We start from the raw sequence: 21696 nt of genomic DNA, 5'->3' as shown, positions 1-21696 counted from the left end.
TTAATGCAAACGCTGGGACTCTTGAATTGTGTAGTTTATTGCCTCTGCACTGAGCCTTTGCAGTTTGGCTGAATGCCGGGCTCAGGGTCAGATTTCATAGTAAATCCGTCAGACTATCGATAACAAGGTCGGGGTGTGCAGACTCAATCGGCTCTCCATGGTTATAGCCATAGGGAAGGCCCACCACTTTTACATCTGCAGCTCTGGCCGCTTTTACGTCATTGCTGGAGTCCCCGATCATAAGGCTGTTCTGCGTATTACAGTCAAAGTGCTTCATGGTGTGCTGAAGAGGCAGGGGGTGGGGCTTTTGCTCGTTCAGGCTGTCACCACCTACGCTGAGTTCAAAGAAGTGATCAATGCCCATACGCTTCAACAGTGGGTTGGTGAAGATTTCGGATTTGTTGGTTACCACAGCCTGCCTGATGCCCGCCTTGTGAATCTGGCTGAGGAAGGTGAATACGCCGGGGTAAAGAGCGCTGTGCTGGCCAACTTCAATGGCGTAGTGGTGTTTGAATCGCTCCAGAGCTTTGGCAAAGATACCTTCTTCGACAACACCGGGTTGATCACCCATCATGTCGTCAGCCAGAGCCCTTTTGACCAGGGATGGAATGCCATTGCCTACCCAGAGTCTGGCTTTTTCATTACCCGCTTCAGGCAGGTTGAGTTCTATCAGCATTTTATCCAGGGCTGTTGCCAGATCGGGGGCACTGTCAACCAGCGTGCCATCCAGATCGTACATGATTAATTGAACGGGGCTGTCCAACAATTCAAACAACTTCATTGTTTTCAGATATCCAGAGGGTGGGATTAATAGAGGCTGAGTTCATAGAGGGAATAGAGTCAGGCGACTCTACTCCCTGAGGTCAGCTTCAGAGGGATTCTGCTTTGGAAAGCTCTGTCCGCATTTGGCTGATAACATCATGATAGTCCCCGGCATTGAAGATGGCTGAACCGGCAACAAAAGCATCTGCGCCGGCTTCAGCGATCTGGCGAATGTTTTGTACACAAACGCCGCCGTCTACCTCCAGATGAATGTCCAGCCCACTGTCGTCAATCATTTTGCGAACGTGGCGCAATTTGCGCAGAGTCGAAGGAATGAATTTCTGGCCACCAAAGCCCGGGTTTACGGACATCAGCAGAATCATATCCAGTTTGTCGATCACATATTCAATCACATCGGGAGAGGTTGCCGGATTCAATACCAGACCGGCTTTGCAGCCACCTTCACGAATCATCTGCAGGCTGCGATCAATATGATCAGAGGCTTCAGGGTGGAAGGTGATCATGCTGGCGCCGGCTTCAATAAAATCTCCGATTATGCGGTCAACCGGGTTGACCATCAGGTGGACATCGATGGGAGCTGTAACGCCATGCTTTCTCAGGGCCTTGCAAACCATGGGGCCAATGGTCAGGTTGGGCACGTAATGGTTATCCATGACATCAAAGTGTACCCAGTCAGCTCCGGCAGCAATGACGTTGTCTACCTCTTCTCCAAGACGGGCAAAGTCAGCCGAAAGTATGCTGGGGGCGATAATAAAGTCACGCATGTTTTGGTTTCCGGTGAGTTCCGATCAGAAATGTGGGGGATTTTAGACTTTTGCCCAGCCGATGTCAGTTCTTAACCAAAAAAGTATTTGCCTTTAAGTCGCAGGACTGACTACCTTGAATCGTGCTTTCAGAAAGTGCCTGAAGCTTTGAAATGCTTTGACCTGTTGCTTGTTGACAGAGGTTGGCTGTGTCAGGGGTGTCGGGTGTCATTGAGACTGACACCCGATGGATAGGGCATTATAAATCAGGGCGCAGGGTTAGGCTGCAGGGTGTGAATGCTTTCAATTTCTTCCAGCAGCGATTCTGATAGCTGCAAATCGCTGGAAGCGAGGTTGCTCTCCAGTTGCTCCAGAGTGGTGGCGCCTATAATGTTGCTGGTCAGGAAAGGGCGGGATGTGACAAATGCCAGTGCCATCTGGGCAGGATCCAGACCTGAATCTTTTGCCAGCTGGACATAGGCTTCGATGGCCCTGCGAGATTGAGGCGAGTCATAGCGCTGGTAGTGAGGGAATAGCGTTAATCGGGCGTTTTCGGGTCGCGCACCGCCGATGTATTTACCCGAAAGAGCACCAAATCCCAGTGGTGAGTACGCCAGAAGACCTACCTGCTCACGGTGGGCTATTTCAGCAAGACCTACCTCAAAAGAACGGTTCAGCAGATTATAGGGGTTTTGAATACTGACGGCTCTTGGCAGGTGTTTTTCGCCGCTGATACGGAGGTGCTCCATAACGCCCCAGGGGGTTTCATTGGAGAGGCCATAGTGTTTGATCTTGCCGGCCTTAACCAACTCATCCAGGGCTGAAAGCGTTTCTTCTACCGGCGTCCCGTCGAAACCGTGGTGGTGAGCGTAACCGAGCTTTCCGAAGAAGTTGGTGTTGCGATCAGGCCAGTGCAGCTGATAAAGGTCAATGGCTTCAACGCCCAGTCGTTTCAGGCTGCCGTCAATGGCCTTATGGATGTGTTTCGGTGTCATCATCCGGCCACCGTCTATATATTTCAGGCCGGGACCGCAGACCTTGGTGGCAATGACCAGATCATTGCTTTTGCCACGCTGCTTTATCCAGCTACCAATGATAGATTCTGTAAGGGAATAAGTTTCTTCCCTGGCCGGTACGGGATACATTTCTGCAGTGTCAATAAAATTGACACCATAGTCCACAGCTCGATCCAGTTGAGCAAATGCTTCCTGTTCGGTATTTTGCTCGCCCCAGGTCATAGTGCCGAGACAAAGGACACTGACGTTAATATCGGTGCGCCCCAGTTTTCTGTATTCCATTGAAATCAAGCTCCAAAGATTTCAGTTCAATGGCAGAATAACTCCGGATTTACACTGTTCACAAGGGTATTTGCAGATTATTTGTATCAGCGGGTACGTAGGAACACTCTAATGTATCAGAAGGGGGTTTCATTCCTGTAAACAGACGATATAATACCGCTCCCGTTTCCCAATTGAGCGCCCATGTTTGAACAGGTCGTTGCCGGAGCTATTAGCCTTGCTTCGATCCCTGATCAGTTCCCTGTGAAGGGCGGCCAAGTAAGAACAGGTATTGCGAGAGCAATACTACTGAGGCGAATTTAATGAAAACTTTTAGTGCAAAACCAGAAACTGTAAAACGTGACTGGTTCGTGGTCGACGCTGAAGGCAAGACCTTGGGTCGTCTGGCTACCGAAATTGCAACCCGTCTGCGCGGCAAGCATAAGCCAGAATACACTCCTCACGTTGACACTGGCGATTACATCGTTGTTGTTAATGCTGAGAAGGTTCATGTTACTGGTCGTAAAGCGTCTGACAAGATGTATTACCGTCACACTGGCTTCCCTGGTGGTCTGCGTTCAGCCAGTTTTGAAAAGCTGATTGCGCACAAGCCAGAAATGGTCATCGAAAAAGCTGTTAAAGGCATGCTGCCAAAAGGCCCTCTGGGTCGCGATATGTACCGTAAGCTGAAAGTTTACGCTGGTACTGAGCATCCGCATGCCGCTCAACAGCCACAGAAACTGGACATTTAATCGGGGGTAGCCATGTCAGTGACTCAATACTACGGTACCGGACGTCGTAAGTCTTCTACCGCTCGCGTTTTCCTGAAATCTGGTTCTGGCAATATTTTTGTCAATGGCCGTAGCCTGGACGAATACTTCGGTCGTGAGACTGCTCGTATGGTTGTTCGCCAGCCTCTGGAACTGACCGAGCTGCTGGAAAAATTCGACATCAAAATCACCGTTAACGGTGGTGGTGGTTCCGGTCAGGCCGGCGCTATCCGTCACGGTATCACTCGTGCGCTGATCCAGTACGATGAGAGCCTGCGTTCTCCTCTGCGTAAAGCTGGCTATGTGACTCGTGATGCACGTGAAGTTGAACGTAAGAAAGTGGGTCTGCGCAAAGCGCGTAAGCGTCCACAGTTCTCCAAGCGTTGATGTCGCTGGCGTCTGTTTTCAGACGCTGCAGAAAACGCCCGCTTTATGCGGGCGTTTTTTTTTTGGCTGAAAAAAGAAAACTGTACGATCGCTGGTGTTTTGTATCGCTAGCGAAGGTCGGTTGTATAAAAACAAACTTAATCAGTGCTGGTTGAGAGACAAATGCGACCCGGGCTGGATGTAATAGTTTATGCCAGTGGACAATTGCGGGTGCTGGAGCTCCTGCGGCGTAAGGGTTTGATTCCGAGGATCAGGAAAACTTCATGTAAGGCTTTTGTATAGAAACTAAAACCAGTATCATTACGCTCTGCTGCTTAGGTGGGACAAATAATCAGACAAAGCTTTGATAGGGGGTGAGAGAAAGGTCATTTAAAGATTTTTCTCTTATTAAGAGACGTAACTCTTGTACTCCCTGCTAGTATCCCACCCGTGAATTAAAAGAAGTTTTTGGGCATTTGCCTGGATGGGGAGAGTAGGTTAAATGAGTGACAACGGCGTAAATAACAGCCGGCGCCGCTTTCTCGTGGCTGCGACTTCGGTGGTGGGGGCCGCCGGGGCCGTTGGGGTCGCTACACCTTTTATCAAGTCATGGAATCCCAGTGCCAAAGCAAAGGCTGCTGGTGCTCCTGTGAAGGTGAACCTCAGCAAGTTGGAGCCGGGACAGCAGATTGTAGTTGAATGGCGCGGTAAACCTGTGTTTGTGGTGAGACGAACCCAGGCCATGCTAGATAATATCCGGTCTCTGGATGACAAGTTGAGAGACCCCAAGTCCGAGAAATCAGAACAGCCAGCGTACGCAGCAAATGAGTACCGTTCCGTGAAGGATGAGTACCTGATTCTGGTTGGTCTTTGCACCCACCTCGGGTGTTCACCCAAATACATGCCTGAAGTCAAACCAATGGAATTTGACCCTGAATGGAAAGGTGGTTACCACTGCCCATGTCATGGTTCCAAATTCGATCTGGCTGGTCGTGTATTCAAGGGAGTGCCTGCGCCCACCAATCTGGAAGTGCCTCCTTATACCTTTGAGAGCGACACAGTCATCATTGTCGGCCAAGATGAGGAGAATGCGTAATGGGCAACTTCATGGATTGGCTTAATGCCAGGCTACCTGTCACCCAGGTCTGGGAAGATCATCTCAGTAAATACTACGCACCAAAGAACTTTAACTTCTGGTATTTCTTCGGCTCTCTGGCGCTGCTGGTTCTGGTTAACCAGTTGCTGACCGGTATCTGGCTGACCATGAGTTACGTGCCCAGTGCAGAGCAGGCTTTTGCTTCCGTTGAGTACATCATGCGTGATGTGGAATACGGCTGGCTGATTCGCTATATGCACTCTACCGGCGCATCTTTCTTCTTTATCGTTGTCTACCTCCACATGTTCCGTGGTCTGATCTACGGCTCTTACCGCGCTCCAAGGGAGTTGGTGTGGATCTTTGGTATGGCGATTTATCTGGCGCTGATGGCTGAAGCCTTCATGGGCTACCTGCTGCCATGGGGTCAGATGTCATACTGGGGTGCCCAGGTTATCATTTCCCTGTTCGGTGCTATCCCTGTTATTGGTCCAGACCTGCAGCAGTGGATCCGCGGTGACTTCCTGATCTCTGGCATTACCCTGAACCGTTTCTTTGCCTTGCACGTTGTGGCTCTGCCTATCGTTATTCTGGGTCTGGTAGTTCTGCACATCATTGCCCTGCACGAAGTGGGTTCCAACAACCCTGACGGTGTTGATATCAAGAAGCTGAAAGACAAGGACGGCGTACCTCTGGATGGTATTCCATTTCACCCATACTACACCGTGAAAGATCTGGTAGGGGTTGCAGTCTTCCTGTTTGTGTTCTGTAGTGTCATGTTCTTCTTCCCTGAAATGGGGGGCTTCTTCCTGGAGTACGCCAACTTTGAACAGGCCGATGCACTGAAGACTCCAGCGCATATTGCACCGGTATGGTACTTTGGAGCCTTCTACTCCATCCTGCGTGCGATCACCTTTGATATAGGTCCGATCGACTCCAAGCTCGGTGGTGTCATCATGATGGGGGCAGCGATTGCTATTTTGTTTGTCCTGCCATGGCTGGATCGCAGCCGGGTCAGATCCTGGCGCTACAAGGGTATTATCAGCAAGGTTGGCATCTTCCTGTTTGCTATTGTCTTTGCGGTGCTGACCTGGCTGGGGACTCAGCCGGCGACAGTAACCTACACACTGATTGCACAGCTTTGCACCCTGTATTACTTCGCATTCTTCCTGTTAATGCCGTTTTATACACGATGGGAAAAAACCAAACCTGTACCGGAGAGGGTGACCGGATAATGAAAAAAACAATAATTACCCTGTTGTTTTCGCTGGTCCCAGTGCTTGGATTTGCGGCGGGTGGTTCGGGTTATCCTCTGGATCCGATCGAAACTGATCACTCTGATAAGGCATCGCTGCAGCGTGGTGCCATGTACTATCAGAACTTTTGTGCGGGCTGTCATGCGACTCAGTTCCAGCGCTATGAGCGTGTAGCCGACGATATCGGTATTCCACACGATCTGATGATGGAAAATCTGGTACCAAAGTCTGCCAAGATCGGTGATCTTATGATGAACGGTATGCGCAAGGATGAAGCCAAGGTATGGTTTGGTGCTGCGCCACCGGATCTGACCATGGTGACCCGGGTACGAGGTGAAGACTGGGTCTACACCTACCTGCGTACTTTCTATGAAGATCCAAAGCGTCCGTGGGGCGTGAATAACAAGGTATTCCCTGACGTGGGTATGCCTCACGTGCTGATGGAGCTTCAAGGTGTTCAGATTGACAGCTGTCAGGGCGCAAGCCCCACCGAACGAGACCCTCTGACTGGTAAGAAGGTTTGTGGTCTGGTTGTGGATCCTGAGCGCAAAGGCTCCATGACTCCGGCTGAATACGATCAGGCGATGTATGACTTGACCAACTTCCTGTCATACTCTGCTGAGCCTGTGAAGCAAAAACGTCAACAGCTGGGTATCTACGTCCTGCTGTTCCTGGTCCTGCTGTTCATCGTTGCTCTGCTGCTCAAGCGTGAATACTGGAAAGACATTCACTGATTGACAGTCTGTTAGCGTAAAAAAGCCCATGTCAGAATACCTGTCATGGGCTTTTTGTTACCTGCCGTTTTCCCTTGGATAATCGCGATGACTCAGTCAGTTTGAAGAAGCGGTTTAACCTGCTCAATGATTTCCAGCGCCAGCGAATCCTGACACAGGGTTCGACAATCGATAGTCGCATCAGCGTATTTCTTGTACAGTATCACCCGTTCTTCAAACAGATCCTCAATGGTTTGATCTTTAGCGCGAGCGATACCCCGTGTATCAAAGTTATGAATGCGCTGACGAATCTGCTCAAGGTCCAGATCCAGAAAGACGATGACCGATTCTTTAGCAAGATGTTTCATGGCGGCTTCGCTGTAAACGGCTGAGCCCCCGGTGGCAATGATGTGTCGCTTGAGATTAACTTTGAGCAGCTCTGCTTCTTCAATGTTTCGAAGAGACATATAGCCTGATCCGTCAACAATATCCTGCAGGGTTTTCTGTTGGCTGATCTGGATCAGTACATCGGTATCCAGAAAGCCAAAGGCCAGGTCTTTGGCCAGAATAATGCCGATAGTGCTTTTTCCTGCGCCTGGCATACCGATCAGTGTGATGTTGGTTTTCATTGTTAGCGTCACCCGTGACTGCTTTCCAGAGTTTAGTGGCCTATTTTCAAACACCTGAATGCTCAACTGCAAGTCCTCTGTTGAAGACATGTGTCTTATCTACCGTAGTTTGGCTGGTTCCGAAATCACTCGGCTGCTAAGATATCACCCTTGAGATTTCTTCTATCTTCGATCCATCTATTTTGAGCAATCCATGAGTAAATCATTAAGAGACCAGCTGATGGGCGCTGGTCTGGCTACCAAACAACAGGCATTGAAAGCCAAAACCAGTAATAAGAAAAAGAAGAAACAGGCTGCCAAGAGTGGTGAGCTGACCGATCAGGAAAAGCGCCGTATTGAACTGGAAAAGCAGAAAGCCGAGCAGATTGAACGTGATCGTGAACTCAATCGCAAACTGGAAGAAGAGCGTCAGATAAAGGCGCTTGCTGCACAGGTTTGTCAGCTCATTGAGATGAACACTATTCCCCGCGAAGAAGGTGATGTGGGTTACAACTTTGTTGTGGATGGCAAGGTTAAAAAGATCTACGTCTCTGAAGATATGCAAAACAGACTGAGTCGGGGGCTTTATGCGATCGGTATTCTGAGTCAGGCAGACGAGGAAGAGTATAGGGTGATTCCCGCAACAGTGGCCAGAAAAATTGAAGAGCGTGAGCCTGCTGCTGTGGTTGTCCAGTCTGAAAGTCAGAGCGAGCTGACCAAAGAAGAGCAGGAGTGGTACGCGGATTATGAAATTCCGGACGATTTGATGTGGTGAAGCACTGGGGGCGTTCAGGCCCCCTTACTGACGAAACTGACTACTCAGTGGTGGCAATGACTTCAATTTCTACCTTCACATCTTTGGGCAGGCGAGCCACTTCTACCAGACTGCGAGCAGGGAAAGGGAAAGTGAAGTACTGCTTGTAAACTTCATTGATGTCAGTGAAGTCGTTCATATCTTTTACGAACACAGTCGCTTTCTTGACTTTATGCAAGCTGCTGCCTGCGGCTTCCAGAACAGACTTAAGATTTTTCAGACACTGATGAGCCTGTTCTTTGGTGTCTTCAGACATTTCTCCGGTCTCAGGCTCAATGGGCAGCTGGCCGGAGGTGAAAATCAGGTTGCCAAATTGAATCCCCTGGGAGTATGGGCCAATGGCTGGTGGTGCATCCGGGGTCTCAATGACTTTATGCATAATACTTAAGTTACCTGGGGAGGTTTGCTAATTTCAGTCTGTGGATTCTAATCACCTGTGAGGGCTTTGTCATCGGAGTGAGGGGGGGCAACTGGCCTATTTCGGTACAATTACTTAACAGGAATATCCAGACCACCTTCTTTGAGGTACTTGAATACCTCTTTGTAACGCTTTTCGACGGAAGCATCTTTCAAGCTTCCGAACCAAAATCTCCAGACAGTACTGCCAGCAGCATCGGCTGCCTGAGTGCCACTCGTGCCAAAGAAGAGCGTGTTTCCTCGTTTAGTTGTCAGTAAATAGGAGGCACCTACTATTTCGTCGGGCATTTCAGTGCAGGTCATCTCTTTATCATGGAGGCTGGAATTGGCAGTGTTGTTGACCTCTTTTTTATAAATCTGCTGTTCTTCGGGCGAGCGTTTATCCAGACCGCCTTTAATGTACGCTACATAAAGTTCCACAGGAGAACCTTTCTGCGCCATTCTGCGCAGGGTGAAAGTCCTGTCCTGAATGGTTTTAACTCGGTGCGGGTCGTGCTGCATGGAGGCTGACATGGTTTGTCTCAGTGCTTTGCCTACAGGATTGCATAGAGGGGTGGTCGGTTTACGGGTGTGGATAATCGCTATTGCATGATTGAGGAGGGCTTCATCAAGCATATTCATTAAGCTCTGCTCAAAGGTTTTCTGAAAACTGACAGCTATTGGGCGTGCGAACTCATCACTGTCGGCAACCTGAACTTCAGGTGAGTGCATCAGGGGGCTGATGACCAGGCTTGCGATGTTGGTCTTGATACTGCTGGTGAGCTCTCCGTCACCGATTATTGTGCTGGAGATGTCTGTAAGCACAGTCATTTTCAGTTCATTGACATCCAGCTTTTCCAGCGCTGCATTGCTTATTTTCGATGTAGGCTCGGTCTCTTCAGACTCGGAGGCATTACCTTTCACCATCCAGAATGCCAGAATCAGTAAAACAATATTCCAGATAGTCTTGCTGGCAAAAAGCTGTCGTGAGTGTGAATGCTTTGGCATGAGCTGCAAAGTAGTATCCTTGTATCCTGTTCATCAGTAGCTCACTCAAAATAGTCAATATTCCGGTTTCTGCCAGCGAAGAGCTTTCAGTATCAGTTGAATGATCTGGCTCTGATACTTTTTTCTGTGAAGCAACAGAGAGAGGGTTCTTTTCATGGTGATTCCGGAGATTTTGACAGCAACCAGTTCGCCCAGATCCAGTTCATGGCTGACGCAAAGCCGGGACAGGCAGCTGATGCCCTGACCACACTGCACCAGCTTTTTGATGGCTTCTGACTGGTTTAGTTCCATCTTGATACGCAGGTCGGTCAGCTTTTGGCTCAGTTGCTGATCAAAAATATTTCGGGTGCCGGAGCCTGGTTCCCTGAGAATCCACTGCTGCTGATTGAGTTCCTCCAGTGAAATTTCCCCCCGTTTAGCTATAGGGTTGTCAGGGCTGCAGATGACCAGCAGTTCATCTTCTTTCCAGGGGATGACGTCAATATCTTCATGTTGGCAGGGGCCCTCTACACAGCCAATATCCAGGTCAAAACTGTTTACCCGGTTGATGATGGTCTCGGTATTACGGATATCCATGTTTAAGCTGATCTTGGGAAAGTCGGCACTGAACCTGACCAGAATATCGGGTAACAAATAGTTGCCAATTGTGGTACTTGCACCGATTCGAAGATGACCCGATTCGGTGTTTTGCAGATCTCTGAACAGAGTTTCTATTTCAGACGTCCGATCCAGTAACTCGGAGGCCAGAGGCATCAGCAGCTCGCCCTGGTGATTGATCAGGAGTTTGTTGCCAGTGCGGTCAAAAAGCTGGCAGCCCAGCTGATTCTCAAGCTCGGCAAGGGCCATGCTGGTAGCGGGTTGAGAAAGGTTAAGCTGTTGGGCAGCAAGGCGAACCTGTCCGAGACTTGCGACAGCCCGGAATGTCTTGAGCTGTTTCAGTGTGATGTGCATGTTGAGGTTCTGATTAGGGTAACGCCTGTATTCTAAACTGGTTGGGCACAATACTGAATCTTAAGATGTCTGATTGTCTTCATCTTTGCGGCTTTATCTTCTTTTTTGCAGAGTCGTCAGGTCCCATACAAGTGCTGTGAAGGTCTTATATGTGCAATGGCTAAATTCAGAGGAGTTTCAAAAAACTCCTGATAATGACTCAATATGTCTTCAATAGTATGAAAAAAAATACTATCACCACCTAATTTGCCAATACAAACATTGTTGCCAATATAAAAAAACATATGAACAATGTTGTTGTTTTTTATAATTGCAAGAGGGGTGAATGGATTCTTGATTTCTGCGCTTTTCAAAGGGGTAAGATAAATTAGATGATTATCATAAAATGAGGTTGAGTTTATTTCTATAAAGCTCACAAATTGAGCGCAAGTTGCTGGAATTTTTTTATTTTTATAAAATTCACCAATAGTTTTATTTCCTGCCAGAGGAACAGCTGTTTCTGGTGCTAAGTCATCAAAAATATCTTGCAAGCCTTGATTTACACATTTTATAAATTGTTCTTGCCATTCATTGGAAGGTTTGTACTCGCGATGAGTATCTTGTGTTTTAATATTAAAAGATAGGGTTTTTCCTGGCATGTTGTTACCAATTTTATTGGCTAAATCATTATCTCTTTCATTTCCATCGATACAATTAAAAAGAGTGTCATCTATTTTAAATGGAAGATGTTTTAATATTGCTACCTTCTTCACCCCGTTCTGGAGTGCACCAGTCAGCTTAACCTCTCTTTTAATAGAAGTATCAATTTTAATAGATACTGATGGCTCTTCACATTTCACTGACTTGCTGAAGTATGTTGCTCCAGCCTTTTGCGAATCACAAGTGTCCTTTTTTGTGGCTATATCTGTTGTTGAGAGCAATCCACAATTTGAACTGTTTTTGATCGGTGAACTCATGATGAAGCTCCTTTTTTTATTTGTACTATTTAGAGTTATCATCACGTTTAAAGTTCATAACACATTAGACAGTATGCATAACAATTGCTGGCAATATCCTCCTCCTGGCTGGAGTGGCTAGCAGCCTGTCGGACTTAAGACTGTCCTACTGCGGTTGCAATAAATTGGTCTAAAAATCCCTGTTTCTTCGTCAAATAGCTCGCTATTCTCCTCAGAAACAGAGATTTTTATCCTCAATTTCTTGCAATCCTCGCTACGGACGCTTAAGTCCGACAGGCTGCTAGCCGATTTTCCTTTGCAGAAGGCGTTATCTTCGTTTTTATTGGCTATGTCAGGTGTCTTTGTGTCAGCCTCAATTGTTTGCTGTGACACGGCTTCTTGTCGAGATCGTCAACAACCTCGCGGCAAACAATACGCCATCTAAGAAGTGGTTCTAGTGGATGCGCCCGCGGAGCACGAGGGAACCACAGGTTTAATATCAAGGCCGTTCAAAGCATTTCAAGATTGACTGGCATGTTTGTTAAAACAAAAGTAAGAGATAAGGTTTGCTTATGGCTTTTAGTGAAAATTCTTATAACCCATAGAGTTAAGGGCTGATGTAAGCTCTGCACCATTCTCCTGGTTGAGCTGTCAATTCCTCTGTGGGCTGCTATGTTTCTGTCGGTACCTCAGGCGCAATTGTTCTTCCTGGTCTACCCAAATTGACATAATCCTGATGTCTCATTGAATCGTTTCCAGAGGTTTTGACATGCATGAAACCGGCCTTGCTACACAGGTCCTGATACTGGCTGGTCTGCTGCTACTTGCGACCAGCTCAGCCATATTACTAAAAAAATTGCGGTTTCCTTATACCATTGGTCTGGTAGTAATCGGGATGGCTCTGGGGATTCTGGCGCGATACACTGACGCATTGGAACCCTTATTGAGGGTCGATCTGTCTCATGATCTGATCATGTATATCCTGCTTCCGGTGTTGATATTTGATGCGGCTATCAACATAAAGCCTCCGCATCTGTTTCGTGAGATGACTTCGGTGTTGAATCTGGCCATATTTGGCGTAATCGTTTCTATGCTGGTGATTGGGGTCATCATGAATGTGCTGACTCCTCTCAGTCTCGCTGGAGCTATGCTGTTCGGAGCGTTGATTTCTGCAACGGACCCTGTGGCCGTTATTGCCCTGTTCAGGGAAGTAGGAGCGCCGGCTCGAATGTCCATGCTGATGGATGCAGAGAGTCTGTTTAATGATGCCACAGCAATCGTTATTTTCGGTATTGTTCTGGCGGTTATTCAGGCCGGTGGCGGTCTCGGCGTTGGTGTTCTGTTCGGCGGAGTCTGGTCATTTATTGAAATCTTCTTTGGCGGAATACTGGTTGGTGCAGTCATGGGTATCTGTATGGACTGGCTATTGAGGCTGGGCAGAAACGAGCCCTTTGTGCAGATTGCTCATACCACTATTCTGGCGTACAGCAGCTTTATTATTGCTGATCACGTTCTGGGAGTATCCGGTGTTATGTCAACCATTGCTGCGGGTATCGTTACTCGATCCAAGTCAGGAAAAGTATTGTCCGATCAGGTGCGCAGCTTTATTACGCCTTTTTGGGAGTTCATGGCTTTTATTGCTAACAGCCTGATTTTCCTGCTTCTGGGGATGAAAGAAAACCTGTTATTCAGAAATCTGGACCACTTACAGTACTATTACCCTTATCTGTTGATCGCCATTGCAGCTGTTCTGATTGGTCGTTTGGTCGTCGTCTACCTGCTCCTGCCGATATCTAACCGCCTGCCAGTGGGGCGTCCGGTGGATAACAAAATCAAAGCCATTATGTTTTGGGGTGGTTTGAGAGGTGTAGTGCCTGTTGCGCTGATGCTGTCGATTCCTGACAGTATTCCCGAGAAAAAACTGATTATGGACATGACTCTGGCTGTGATTCTGTTCTCTCTACTGATTCAGGGCACTACAGTCAACTGGCTGATGAGCAAGCTGGGTGTTAATCAAAACTACATCATTGTAAGAGAAGCTATGAAAAAGCTGGGGGGATGACCCTTTTAAATAGTGAAAGCGGTAATAAGCAGCAACGTTAATGAAAGGATTGTTGGCCTCAAGTCTTAACCGATCGTTGATTCGTTGTCGATGAGGCCCTGCAAGGTGTAGACTAGCGGCCACTTAAAACTTTACTCATTAGTAGATCATGACTGTTCGTACTCGCGTAGCTCCCTCACCTACCGGCGATCCCCATGTGGGAACGGCCTATATTGCCCTGTTTAATATGGCTTTCGCCAAAAGTCAGGGTGGGCAGTTTCTGCTTCGCATAGAAGACACCGATCAGGCGCGAAGTACCGCTGAATCTGAACAGCAGATTCTGGACTCTTTGCGCTGGCTGGGGCTGAACTGGGATGAAGGCCCTGACGTGGGTGGTCCTCATGGTCCTTATCGTCAGAGTGAAAGACGTGAAATTTACGACGAACACGCGCAAGCGTTGCTTGATAAGGGACATGCTTTTCGTTGCTTCTGTAGCGCTGAGCGTCTGGATGCCCTGAGAGCAGAACAGGCTGAAACCAAACAGGGCTCAGGTTATGATGGTCACTGTCTGCATTTGTCTGAAGAAGAAGTACAGAGCAAAATGGCCGCAGGCGAGCCCCATGTTATTCGCATGAAGGTACCTTCTGAAGGCAGCAGTAAAGTAGAAGATATGTTGCGTGGCACCATCGAGATTGAATGGTCTCAGGTGGATATGCAGGTTCTGGTCAAAGCGGACGGTATGCCGACTTACCATCTGGCTAATGTGGTCGACGATCACCTGATGGGCATTACTCATGTCATCAGGGGTGAAGAGTGGATTAATTCTGCACCAAAGCACCAGCTGCTTTATCAATACTTCGACTGGGATATGCCAAAGCTCTGCCACATGCCACTGCTGCGAAATCCGGACAAGAGCAAACTATCCAAGCGCAAGAATCCAACCAGTATTACCTATTATCGGGATGCCGGTTACCTGCCCGAAGCACTGCTGAATTACCTGGCTCGTATGGGCTGGTCGATGCCGGATGAACGTGAGAAGTTTAACCTGGAAGAGATGGTTGAAAACTTCGACATCCGACGCGTTTCCCCGGGTGGACCGATCTTTGATCAGGAAAAACTGTCGTGGCTGAACGCCAGTTGGATTCGTGAGGATCTGAGCACCGAGCAGTTTGCCGATCGTCTTCATAAGTGGTTGCTCAACAGCGACTACATTATGAAGTTCCTGCCTTTCGCCCAAGGGCGCGTCGAAACTCTGGCTGACTTTGCTCCCATGGCCAGCTTCATGTTCTCCGGTATGTTAGAGCTGACAGAAGAAAACTTTATACATAAAAAGCTTGAGTCTGCTGAGGTAAAGAAAGTGCTGCAGTTCACCCTTTGGAGACTGGAACAGCTCAGGCATTGGAACAAAGAAAACATCTTTGCTGAAGTGAAAACCCTTGCCGGGGAGATGGGATTGAAGCTGGGAGATTTTAATCCTCCAATCTTTATCGCCATCGCTGGGACACCAAACTCCTGGTCGGTAATGGATTCTATGGCCATTCTTGGTGCCGACATGACTCGTGCCCGTTTGCGCCACGCGGTCAATGTTCTGGGTGGATTGTCCAAGAAAGAAACCAAGCGTTTTGAAAAAGAGTTCAGGTTACTGGGAACTGGATCTGAGTAAACCTGACTCATCCCTCCCCTTAGAAAAGGCTGGATTTTTCCGGCTTTTTCTTTATCAGAGGTTGAAGCTTTGTGAAGAGCCTGAGCGGTCAAGCATTCAGCGATCAAAAACTATATAACTATCTGCTTCAATTAAACATTTTTTCATAAGTGAGCTTGACAGGTTAGGGGGGCATCCATATCATTCGCCCTGCGTTTCGGGGCAGCCAAGCATCTTCTTAGAAAGACAGGGGTGAACTGGAGTGTAAGAAGCATTTTGGGGCTATAGCTCAGCTGGGAGAGCGCAACACTGGCAGTGTTGAGGTCAGCGGTTCGATCCCGCTTAGCTCCACCAAATTTTCAAAGCCGGGTTTTGTATTCGGGTGAGTCTTTGAATCAAAAATTGTGTCCCGTTCGTCTAGTGGCCTAGGACACTGCCCTTTCACGGCAGTAACAGGGGTTCGAGTCCCCTACGGGATGCCATTTTAAGACCTTGAAGAGGTCATTAAAAATCTTCACTGCGGGAATAGCTCAGTGGGTAGAGCACAACCTTGCCAAGGTTGGGGTCGCCTCGGGGTTAAAGAGTGAGTCTCGTTTCCTGCTCCGGACTTTGAAGAAGTCATTAAAAATCTTCATTGCGGGAATAGCTCAGTTGGTAGAGCACAACCTTGCCAAGGTTGGGGTCGCCTCGGAGTTAAAGAGTGAGTCTCGTTTCCTGCTCCGGACTTTGAAGAAGTCCCAAATTATCTTCACTGCGGGAATAGCTCAGTTGGTAGAGCACAACCTTGCCAAGGTTGGGGTCGCGAGTTCGAGTCTCGTTTCCCGCTCCAGATTAAAGGCTGTATGCATAAGCATATAGGCACAAAAGATTGTGTCCCGTTCGTCTAGTGGCCTAGGACACTGCCCTTTCACGGCAGTAACAGGGGTTCGAGTCCCCTACGGGATGCCATTTTCAAGATCAGTAAATAGTATTTTTACTGATTACTCTGACCGGGTAAGTCATTAAACTGCGTCGCTCAGTTCACTATCAAATGTTCTGATCAAGCGGGAATAGCTCAGTGGGCAGAGCACAACCTTGCCAAGGTTGGGGTCGCCTCAGAGTTAAAGAGTGAGTCTCGTTTCCTGCTCCGGACTTTGAAGAAGTCATTAAAAATCTTCATTGCGGGAATAGCTCAGTTGGTAGAGCACAACCTTGCCAAGGTTGGGGTCGCCTCAGAGTTAAAGAGTGAGTCTCGTTTCCTGCTCCGGACTTTGAAGAAGTCATTAAAAATCTTCATTGCGGGAATAGCTCAGTTGGTAGAGCACAACCTTGCCAAGGTTGGGGTCGCCTCAGAGTTAAAGAGTGAGTCTCGTTTCCTGCTCCGGACTTTGAAGAAGTCATTAAAAATCTTCATTGCGGGAATAGCTCAGTTGGTAGAGCACAACCTTGCCAAGGTTGGGGTCGCGAGTTCGAGTCTCGTTTCCCGCTCCAAATTAAAGGCTGTATGCGCAAGCATATAGGCACAAAAGATTGTGTCCCGTTCGTCTAGTGGCCTAGGACACTGCCCTTTCACGGCAGTAACAGGGGTTCGAGTCCCCTACGGGATGCCATTTAAAATGCGGGAATAGCTCAGTTGGTAGAGCACAACCTTGCCAAGGTTGGGGTCGCCTCAGAGTTAAAGAGTGAGTCTCGTTTCCTGCTCCGGACTTTGAAGAAGTCATTAAAAATTTTCATTGCGGGAATAGCTCAGTTGGTAGAGCACAACCTTGCCAAGGTTGGGGTCGCCTCAGAGTTAAAGAGTGAGTCTCGTTTCCTGCTCCGGACTTTGAAGAAGTCATTAAAAATCTTCATTGCGGGAATAGCTCAGTTGGTAGAGCACAACCTTGCCAAGGTTGGGGTCGCCTCAGAGTTAAAGAGTGAGTCTCGTTTCCTGCTCCGGACTTTGAAGAAGTCATTAAAATCTTCATTGCGGGAATAGCTCAGTTGGTAGAGCACAACCTTGCCAAGGTTGGGGTCGCGAGTTCGAGTCTCGTTTCCCGCTCCAAATTAAAGGCTGTATGCGCAAGCATATAGGCACAAAAGATTGTGTCCCGTTCGTCTAGTGGCCTAGGACACTGCCCTTTCACGGCAGTAACAGGGGTTCGAGTCCCCTACGGGATGCCATTTAAAATGCGGGAATAGCTCAGTTGGTAGAGCACAACCTTGCCAAGGTTGGGGTCGCCTCAGAGTTAAAGAGTGAGTCTCGTTTCCTGCTCCGGACTTTGAAGAAGTCATTAAAAATCTTCATTGCGGGAATAGCTCAGTTGGTAGAGCACAACCTTGCCAAGGTTGGGGTCGCGAGTTCGAGTCTCGTTTCCCGCTCCAGATTAAAGGCTGTATGCACAAGCATACAGACACAAAAGATTGTGTCCCGTTCGTCTAGTGGCCTAGGACACTGCCCTTTCACGGCAGTAACAGGGGTTCGAGTCCCCTACGGGATGCCATATTGGGGCTATAGCTCAGCTGGGAGAGCGCAACACTGGCAGTGTTGAGGTCAGCGGTTCGATCCCGCTTAGCTCCACCAAAATAATGTTCATAAAAAACCAGTCAAACGACTGGTTTTTTCATGTCTGCATAAAGTTTGATTGAGTTCTTTGTGAATTTTAATCAGCTTTTGGAGATGTCGGTAGTATCTACTACTTGATCGTTGAGAAAATAACTGCATAATACCCAACAGATTATGGGGCTATAGCTCAGCTGGGAGAGCGCAACACTGGCAGTGTTGAGGTCAGCGGTTCGATCCCGCTTAGCTCCACCAATTTAACTACTTCCTGGTGTTAGCAAAAAATTTTGTCCCGTTCGTCTAGTGGCCTAGGACACTGCCCTTTCACGGCAGTAACAGGGGTTCGAGTCCCCTACGGGATGCCACTATCAAGTGATGAGCAATTTAAGATGATTGAAAAGGTGATTCGATCACTCATCGCAGTCAGATAATTCCTTTCCCTGGCGCCGATTCCCTTCTTCCGTTTTAAATGTGCAGAATTCTTTTCATTAGTCTGTTTGTCATGGCCGGTCAGCCTGCAAGTGAGCTGTCTGATACCTGATGCAGACTGAATCAGCCAGACAGAAATGTCAGAGCATATAAAGACCGATCACAAAGAGAATGCCGGGTACGAAGAAGCCTACCAAAGCGCCGGATTCCCTGTCGCCCCAATGTTTGTCGGAGACCTCTCCCATCAGGTAGGTTGCGGCAATCCATGCCACCAGGCAGAAAGCCATGACGATCCATCCGGTGGTCGACATTTCTTCAAGAATTCGATGTAAGTTGAACATTACAGCCTCTCGGTTTTTTGTGCTTTTGAACACACCCCCCCCCTTAACACTAGTCCAGCTTAGACGGGCTTCGGGAAAGTGCACGGTTAGCCTTATAATTAGTTAGAGTGACTTTAGAGGCATAAGTTCCCCTTGGAGCCTGTGAAGTCGTATATAAAGTGGCTTTGATGATGACAAAAATGGCGGTGGCTACGTACTCTGCTGATCAACCCATTGCGCAAAAAGAGTCGATGATTTTTCAGTGTCTTCAGCTGATATCGATGTAGATTTGTGCTCTGTCAGGCAGGCTCAGGGTGAATCCGAGGCAGTGATTGAGCAGCTAACTGAACATCAATGCAGCACTCACAAGATTATTACTTCTTATGCTATTAACATACGGCTGTATCGTGCTGTTTCTGGATGGGTACAATTATGTTTGAAATCGTTGAAATGCCGGAAGATAAAGCCAGCTTTTATCGAGTACTGGTGGCCCAGGCAAAGGCATTGACCGAGGGTGAAACTGATGCCGTAGCCAATCTCGCCAATGTTGCCAGCCTGTTGTTTACGACCATGGCTGAAGTAAACTGGGCCGGGTTTTATATCGCTCGTGGCAATGAGTTGGTACTGGGGCCTTTTATGGGTAATCCTGCTTGTGTTCGCATCCCGTTTGGCCGAGGTGTCTGTGGCACTGCTATCCGGGAGCAAACCGCCCAGGTAGTGGATGATGTGAATGCATTTCCTGGTCACATTGCCTGTGACTCAGCCAGTCAGAGCGAGATCGTAATTCCGTTTTCTGAAGGGGGTGAGGTGAAAGCGGTTCTGGATATCGACAGCCCGGTCACTTCCCGTTTTGATGAAGAAGACCAAAAAGGTCTGGAGGCCCTGGTAGAATTGCTGGTAGAAAGGGTTCAATTCGACCAGCTGTGCTACTGAGGTCTATTCTGTTTTCTTCTGTTCCGAAACTTTAGTGATCAACACTGGGGTTTTGGAGCACATATCAAGTCTGTCGTTTACCCAAACCAAGTCTAATGGGTATGATGTGTGCCTTATCTTTTTCAGGGAGGAGAAAACAGTGTCTACCTGGATCTGGCTGACTTTGATGGCCGCTGTTGCTCAGGCATTTCGCACAGCAGGTCAAAAAACACTTTCTGAGCGAGTCAGTATTTGGGGCACCACATTTGCACGATATGCTTTCTCGCTTCCCCTGGTTTGGGTCTATTTGTATCTGCAGCTGCACTGGCAGGATTCTGAACTACCCGAAATCTCTTCCACGTTCCTGCTTTACAGTTTGGGTGCAGGATTGGCTCAAATCGCTGCTACGGTTGTAATCGTCAAGCTCTTCCACCTGAGAAACTTTGCGATTGGGGTTATTTATTCCAAGTCTGAGACTGTTCTGGTGGCTGTGCTGGGCGCCATTATTTTTTCCCAGGAGCTTAGCTGGGCTGGCTGGGTCAGTGTTCTGCTAGGGACGGTCGGGTTGATCTTTTTGAACCCACCCGGGCAGCAAGGATGGCGATCCCTGTTTTCGGTATCCGCTGCTTTTGGCCTCGGCGGAGGGTTTCTTTTAGCCTTGACCACCCTTTGGGTCAGACAGGCGAGTTTGTCGCTGGATGATGATCCGCTCGTGGCTTCAGCCTATACACTTACCGTCACAATTCTTATGCAAACGGTGCTTTTGGGTGGCTTTATCTGGTTCAAAGAGCCCCAGACTCTTGGAAAGCTCATTCAGCAATGGAAGCTAAGTGGCTCTGTCGGACTTCTCAGTCTGGTGGGGTCCATCGGTTGGTTTACAGCCTTCAGTCTGCAAAACCCGGCCCTGGTCAAAACCTTGGGGCAGGTTGAATTCTTCTTCACGCTGATTATCTCCAGTCGTCTGTTCAGGGAAAAGCATTCGCCTCGTGAATATTGTGGTATGGCTCTGATTCTGAGTAGTGTCATTCTGCTACTCTGGCTTGCCTGACTTATTAAATAGCAGGGCTAAAGGTCGATAAAACGGTTATTAGGCTATATGAGGCTTTTTTGCAATGACCGTCCTCCGATCTTTCTTTCTGACCCTGATGCTTGTCCTCAGTCATCTCGTCCAGGCTGAGTTCGTCGAATTACCAAAAGTGCCGGACTTCTCAGAGTTGCAAACCCATGAAGAGGCCATACACCGGCTGTTCCAGGGTAAGGGTGAAAACTTTGAAATGATCAGAACTGCCGGTGGCGAGCTTGATCGGGCTTACACCGCTTTGTTTGATGGTACTCAATGGTTTATCAAGATCTTTCGAGAAGATTGTTCTGGATGTGAACAGATACGCTTTGAGTCTGAATGGCTGCTGAAAAAGAAGCTTCCGCTCTACACTTGGTTGTTCAGCGTGAATGCTGAACTGGTTCTACCGGATCGTGCTGCTACTTTCATACTCAATCGCAAGCAGCATTATATCCTGAGTTATCCTCTGGTTCCGGGTATGAACTTGAGAGACATCTATTATCAATATTACCATGCCTCCCCTTATTCCTTGAATACCAGACAGAAAGCTTTATTGAGCAAAGCTTTTTACCGTTACGGGCAGGTATTGGCTCTGGCTCATTTTGATCCAAAACGACCCGCTAAAAACATTGCTGAAATGTGGCGCCGGATGGTTCGTTTACACTTGCCGGACCGAAATGGAAATAATGAAATCTATGACCAGGAATCTGATCGGATCTACCTGGTGGACTTGGCGGAGACCATTGAAGATTTTGGTGAGCCAGTCTATGTGCGTGAAGATCTTAAGGGAGTGGTGGGTAATTTGGCTGAAATGGCCTCAGATGCTCAGACCGGGGAGGGGTTTTATTGCGGGGCTGCCTATGACTGCATAGTCAATCCGCTCAGGCAGTTTGCTCTGGGTTACGCAAGCAGCCTGCCTTTCTACAATCGCAAAATGATAATCACTATGATAGGGGAGGCGATGGTGGATTATCTGCGGGAGGAATGTCTTGGTGAAATGCAGGGAGACCGCTTTTGTCATGCTGTGGAAATTATTCAACAGCAGTATCTCAGTGCTC

The 21696-nt window shown here is 48.2% G+C and carries 20 protein-coding genes and 22 tRNA genes (1 of these 42 running past the window's edge); 33 read left to right on the top strand and 9 right to left on the bottom strand.

The window, feature by feature from the left end; genetic code table 11:
• Positions 1-94: 94 nt before the first annotated feature.
• The 3 genes from P6910_RS17755 to P6910_RS17745 all read right to left on the bottom strand — a co-directional run bounded on the left by P6910_RS17755 (position 95) and on the right by P6910_RS17745 (position 2824).
• Entirely contained in the window at positions 95-781 is a 687-nt protein-coding gene (locus P6910_RS17755; RefSeq protein WP_317142585.1) for a phosphoglycolate phosphatase, read from the bottom strand.
• 88 nt (positions 782-869) lie between these two features.
• On the bottom strand, positions 870-1547 hold the full coding sequence (rpe, locus tag P6910_RS17750; protein ID WP_317142584.1) for a ribulose-phosphate 3-epimerase: 678 nt from the start codon (positions 1545-1547) through the stop codon (positions 870-872).
• 245 nt (positions 1548-1792) lie between these two features.
• On the bottom strand, positions 1793-2824 hold the full coding sequence (locus P6910_RS17745) for an NADP(H)-dependent aldo-keto reductase (protein ID WP_317142583.1): 1032 nt from the start codon (positions 2822-2824) through the stop codon (positions 1793-1795).
• A gap of 302 nt (positions 2825-3126) precedes the next feature.
• On the opposite strand from P6910_RS17745, the gene rplM reads away from it, so the two are divergent.
• From rplM to P6910_RS17720, 5 genes are all read left to right on the top strand, one after another.
• Complete coding sequence (gene rplM, locus P6910_RS17740) at positions 3127-3555, top strand: 50S ribosomal protein L13 (protein ID WP_252176280.1); 429 nt, start codon at positions 3127-3129, stop codon at positions 3553-3555.
• A gap of 12 nt (positions 3556-3567) precedes the next feature.
• A complete protein-coding gene (gene rpsI, locus P6910_RS17735; RefSeq protein ID WP_317142582.1) occupies positions 3568-3960 on the top strand; it encodes a 30S ribosomal protein S9 in 393 nt (130 codons plus the stop codon).
• 481 nt (positions 3961-4441) lie between these two features.
• Positions 4442-5035: a ubiquinol-cytochrome c reductase iron-sulfur subunit gene (gene petA / locus P6910_RS17730; RefSeq protein WP_317142581.1), complete on the top strand. Its 594-nt coding sequence runs from the start codon at positions 4442-4444 to the stop codon at positions 5033-5035.
• A complete protein-coding gene (locus P6910_RS17725) occupies positions 5035-6267 on the top strand; it encodes a cytochrome b (RefSeq protein WP_317142580.1) in 1233 nt (410 codons plus the stop codon). Before petA ends, P6910_RS17725 begins: the two co-directional genes overlap by 1 nt.
• On the top strand, positions 6267-7022 hold the full coding sequence (locus tag P6910_RS17720) for a cytochrome c1 (RefSeq protein ID WP_317142579.1): 756 nt from the start codon (positions 6267-6269) through the stop codon (positions 7020-7022). The genes P6910_RS17725 and P6910_RS17720 overlap by 1 nt, the downstream gene beginning before the upstream one ends.
• A 92-nt stretch (positions 7023-7114) precedes the next feature.
• Here the strand turns inward: P6910_RS17720 and P6910_RS17715 are convergent, their stop codons facing one another.
• Positions 7115-7630 carry a shikimate kinase gene (locus tag P6910_RS17715; protein WP_317142578.1) on the bottom strand — a complete coding sequence of 172 codons (516 nt, stop codon included), beginning with the start codon at positions 7628-7630 and terminating at the stop codon, positions 7115-7117.
• 193 nt (positions 7631-7823) lie between these two features.
• Between P6910_RS17715 and P6910_RS17710 the strand changes: the two genes are divergently transcribed.
• Complete coding sequence (locus tag P6910_RS17710; protein WP_317142577.1) at positions 7824-8384, top strand: DUF2058 domain-containing protein; 561 nt, start codon at positions 7824-7826, stop codon at positions 8382-8384.
• A gap of 40 nt (positions 8385-8424) precedes the next feature.
• On the opposite strand, the gene P6910_RS17705 is transcribed toward P6910_RS17710, so the two are convergent.
• From P6910_RS17705 to P6910_RS17690, 4 genes are all read right to left on the bottom strand, one after another.
• A complete protein-coding gene (locus P6910_RS17705; protein WP_317142576.1) occupies positions 8425-8802 on the bottom strand; it encodes a RidA family protein in 378 nt (125 codons plus the stop codon).
• Between the two features lie 110 nt (positions 8803-8912).
• On the bottom strand, positions 8913-9827 hold the full coding sequence (locus P6910_RS17700) for a hypothetical protein (RefSeq protein ID WP_317142575.1): 915 nt from the start codon (positions 9825-9827) through the stop codon (positions 8913-8915).
• A 54-nt stretch (positions 9828-9881) separates the two neighbouring features.
• The gene (locus P6910_RS17695; RefSeq protein WP_317142574.1) at positions 9882-10778 is read right to left on the bottom strand and encodes a LysR family transcriptional regulator; all 897 of its coding nucleotides are present in this window, start codon (positions 10776-10778) and stop codon (positions 9882-9884) included.
• Positions 10779-10894: 116 nt separating this feature from the next.
• A complete protein-coding gene (locus tag P6910_RS17690) occupies positions 10895-11734 on the bottom strand; it encodes a hypothetical protein (RefSeq protein ID WP_317142573.1) in 840 nt (279 codons plus the stop codon).
• Positions 11735-12482: 748 nt separating this feature from the next.
• On the opposite strand from P6910_RS17690, the gene P6910_RS17685 reads away from it, so the two are divergent.
• The 24 genes from P6910_RS17685 to P6910_RS17570 all read left to right on the top strand — a co-directional run bounded on the left by P6910_RS17685 (position 12483) and on the right by P6910_RS17570 (position 18282).
• Positions 12483-13775, top strand: coding sequence for a sodium:proton antiporter (locus P6910_RS17685; protein WP_317142572.1), 1293 nt, complete (start codon positions 12483-12485; stop codon positions 13773-13775).
• 148 nt (positions 13776-13923) lie between these two features.
• On the top strand, positions 13924-15417 hold the full coding sequence (gene gltX, locus P6910_RS17680; RefSeq protein ID WP_317142571.1) for a glutamate--tRNA ligase: 1494 nt from the start codon (positions 13924-13926) through the stop codon (positions 15415-15417).
• 257 nt (positions 15418-15674) lie between these two features.
• Positions 15675-15750 (top strand) — tRNA-Ala (locus tag P6910_RS17675).
• A 52-nt stretch (positions 15751-15802) separates the two neighbouring features.
• Positions 15803-15878 (top strand) — tRNA-Glu (locus tag P6910_RS17670).
• Between the two features lie 37 nt (positions 15879-15915).
• Positions 15916-15998, top strand: a tRNA-Gly gene (locus tag P6910_RS17665).
• Positions 15999-16032: 34 nt separating this feature from the next.
• Positions 16033-16115 (top strand) — tRNA-Gly (locus P6910_RS17660).
• 34 nt (positions 16116-16149) lie between these two features.
• Positions 16150-16225, top strand: a tRNA-Gly gene (locus P6910_RS17655).
• Between the two features lie 43 nt (positions 16226-16268).
• Positions 16269-16344 (top strand) — tRNA-Glu (locus P6910_RS17650).
• 95 nt (positions 16345-16439) lie between these two features.
• Positions 16440-16522: transfer RNA gene (locus tag P6910_RS17645), tRNA-Gly, on the top strand.
• A 34-nt stretch (positions 16523-16556) separates the two neighbouring features.
• Positions 16557-16639 (top strand) — tRNA-Gly (locus tag P6910_RS17640).
• 34 nt (positions 16640-16673) lie between these two features.
• Positions 16674-16756, top strand: a tRNA-Gly gene (locus P6910_RS17635).
• A 34-nt stretch (positions 16757-16790) separates the two neighbouring features.
• Positions 16791-16866, top strand: a tRNA-Gly gene (locus P6910_RS17630).
• A 43-nt stretch (positions 16867-16909) separates the two neighbouring features.
• A tRNA-Glu gene (locus P6910_RS17625) sits at positions 16910-16985 on the top strand.
• Positions 16986-16993: 8 nt separating this feature from the next.
• Positions 16994-17076, top strand: a tRNA-Gly gene (locus tag P6910_RS17620).
• Between the two features lie 34 nt (positions 17077-17110).
• Positions 17111-17193 (top strand) — tRNA-Gly (locus P6910_RS17615).
• A gap of 34 nt (positions 17194-17227) precedes the next feature.
• Positions 17228-17310 (top strand) — tRNA-Gly (locus tag P6910_RS17610).
• A 33-nt stretch (positions 17311-17343) separates the two neighbouring features.
• A tRNA-Gly gene (locus tag P6910_RS17605) sits at positions 17344-17419 on the top strand.
• A 43-nt stretch (positions 17420-17462) separates the two neighbouring features.
• A tRNA-Glu gene (locus tag P6910_RS17600) sits at positions 17463-17538 on the top strand.
• 8 nt (positions 17539-17546) lie between these two features.
• Positions 17547-17629: transfer RNA gene (locus P6910_RS17595), tRNA-Gly, on the top strand.
• A gap of 34 nt (positions 17630-17663) precedes the next feature.
• Positions 17664-17739 (top strand) — tRNA-Gly (locus P6910_RS17590).
• A gap of 43 nt (positions 17740-17782) precedes the next feature.
• Positions 17783-17858 (top strand) — tRNA-Glu (locus P6910_RS17585).
• Between the two features lie 4 nt (positions 17859-17862).
• Positions 17863-17938: transfer RNA gene (locus P6910_RS17580), tRNA-Ala, on the top strand.
• 158 nt (positions 17939-18096) lie between these two features.
• Positions 18097-18172, top strand: a tRNA-Ala gene (locus P6910_RS17575).
• Between the two features lie 34 nt (positions 18173-18206).
• Positions 18207-18282: transfer RNA gene (locus tag P6910_RS17570), tRNA-Glu, on the top strand.
• 204 nt (positions 18283-18486) lie between these two features.
• Here P6910_RS17570 and P6910_RS17565 read toward each other — a convergent pair.
• A complete protein-coding gene (locus P6910_RS17565; RefSeq protein ID WP_317142570.1) occupies positions 18487-18687 on the bottom strand; it encodes a hypothetical protein in 201 nt (66 codons plus the stop codon).
• A gap of 399 nt (positions 18688-19086) precedes the next feature.
• On the opposite strand from P6910_RS17565, the gene P6910_RS17560 reads away from it, so the two are divergent.
• From P6910_RS17560 to P6910_RS17550, 3 genes are all read left to right on the top strand, one after another.
• Entirely contained in the window at positions 19087-19599 is a 513-nt protein-coding gene (locus P6910_RS17560) for a GAF domain-containing protein (protein ID WP_317142569.1), read from the top strand.
• Positions 19600-19738: 139 nt separating this feature from the next.
• On the top strand, positions 19739-20626 hold the full coding sequence (locus tag P6910_RS17555; protein ID WP_317142568.1) for an EamA family transporter: 888 nt from the start codon (positions 19739-19741) through the stop codon (positions 20624-20626).
• Between the two features lie 64 nt (positions 20627-20690).
• On the top strand, positions 20691-21696 hold the 5' portion of the coding sequence (locus tag P6910_RS17550) for a hypothetical protein (protein ID WP_317142567.1). It continues 8 nt past the right edge of the window; the window shows 1006 of its 1014 coding nt (coding positions 1-1006); the start codon lies at positions 20691-20693; its stop codon lies off the right edge, out of view.

The organism is Endozoicomonas sp. 8E (assembly GCF_032883915.1).
GTDB lineage: Bacteria > Pseudomonadota > Gammaproteobacteria > Pseudomonadales > Endozoicomonadaceae > Endozoicomonas_A.
Note: the sequence above shows the minus strand (reverse complement) of the source record. Positions and strands in the feature narration are given on the sequence as shown.

What these genes read in the sequence shown, in the direction of transcription:
- P6910_RS17755 (WP_317142585.1), bottom strand. Translation starts at nt 781, where the DNA reads ATGAAGTTGTTTGAATTGTTGGACAGCCCCGTTCAATTAATCATGTAC.
- rpe (WP_317142584.1), bottom strand. Translation starts at nt 1,547, where the DNA reads ATGCGTGACTTTATTATCGCCCCCAGCATACTTTCGGCTGACTTTGCC.
- P6910_RS17745 (WP_317142583.1), bottom strand. Translation starts at nt 2,824, where the DNA reads ATGGAATACAGAAAACTGGGGCGCACCGATATTAACGTCAGTGTCCTT.
- rplM (WP_252176280.1), top strand. Translation starts at nt 3,127, where the DNA reads ATGAAAACTTTTAGTGCAAAACCAGAAACTGTAAAACGTGACTGGTTC.
- rpsI (WP_317142582.1), top strand. Translation starts at nt 3,568, where the DNA reads ATGTCAGTGACTCAATACTACGGTACCGGACGTCGTAAGTCTTCTACC.
- petA (WP_317142581.1), top strand. Translation starts at nt 4,442, where the DNA reads ATGAGTGACAACGGCGTAAATAACAGCCGGCGCCGCTTTCTCGTGGCT.
- P6910_RS17725 (WP_317142580.1), top strand. Translation starts at nt 5,035, where the DNA reads ATGGGCAACTTCATGGATTGGCTTAATGCCAGGCTACCTGTCACCCAG.
- P6910_RS17720 (WP_317142579.1), top strand. Translation starts at nt 6,267, where the DNA reads ATGAAAAAAACAATAATTACCCTGTTGTTTTCGCTGGTCCCAGTGCTT.
- P6910_RS17715 (WP_317142578.1), bottom strand. Translation starts at nt 7,630, where the DNA reads ATGAAAACCAACATCACACTGATCGGTATGCCAGGCGCAGGAAAAAGC.
- P6910_RS17710 (WP_317142577.1), top strand. Translation starts at nt 7,824, where the DNA reads ATGAGTAAATCATTAAGAGACCAGCTGATGGGCGCTGGTCTGGCTACC.
- P6910_RS17705 (WP_317142576.1), bottom strand. Translation starts at nt 8,802, where the DNA reads ATGCATAAAGTCATTGAGACCCCGGATGCACCACCAGCCATTGGCCCA.
- P6910_RS17700 (WP_317142575.1), bottom strand. Translation starts at nt 9,827, where the DNA reads ATGCCAAAGCATTCACACTCACGACAGCTTTTTGCCAGCAAGACTATC.
- P6910_RS17695 (WP_317142574.1), bottom strand. Translation starts at nt 10,778, where the DNA reads ATGCACATCACACTGAAACAGCTCAAGACATTCCGGGCTGTCGCAAGT.
- P6910_RS17690 (WP_317142573.1), bottom strand. Translation starts at nt 11,734, where the DNA reads ATGAGTTCACCGATCAAAAACAGTTCAAATTGTGGATTGCTCTCAACA.
- P6910_RS17685 (WP_317142572.1), top strand. Translation starts at nt 12,483, where the DNA reads ATGCATGAAACCGGCCTTGCTACACAGGTCCTGATACTGGCTGGTCTG.
- gltX (WP_317142571.1), top strand. Translation starts at nt 13,924, where the DNA reads ATGACTGTTCGTACTCGCGTAGCTCCCTCACCTACCGGCGATCCCCAT.
- P6910_RS17565 (WP_317142570.1), bottom strand. Translation starts at nt 18,687, where the DNA reads ATGTTCAACTTACATCGAATTCTTGAAGAAATGTCGACCACCGGATGG.
- P6910_RS17560 (WP_317142569.1), top strand. Translation starts at nt 19,087, where the DNA reads ATGGGTACAATTATGTTTGAAATCGTTGAAATGCCGGAAGATAAAGCC.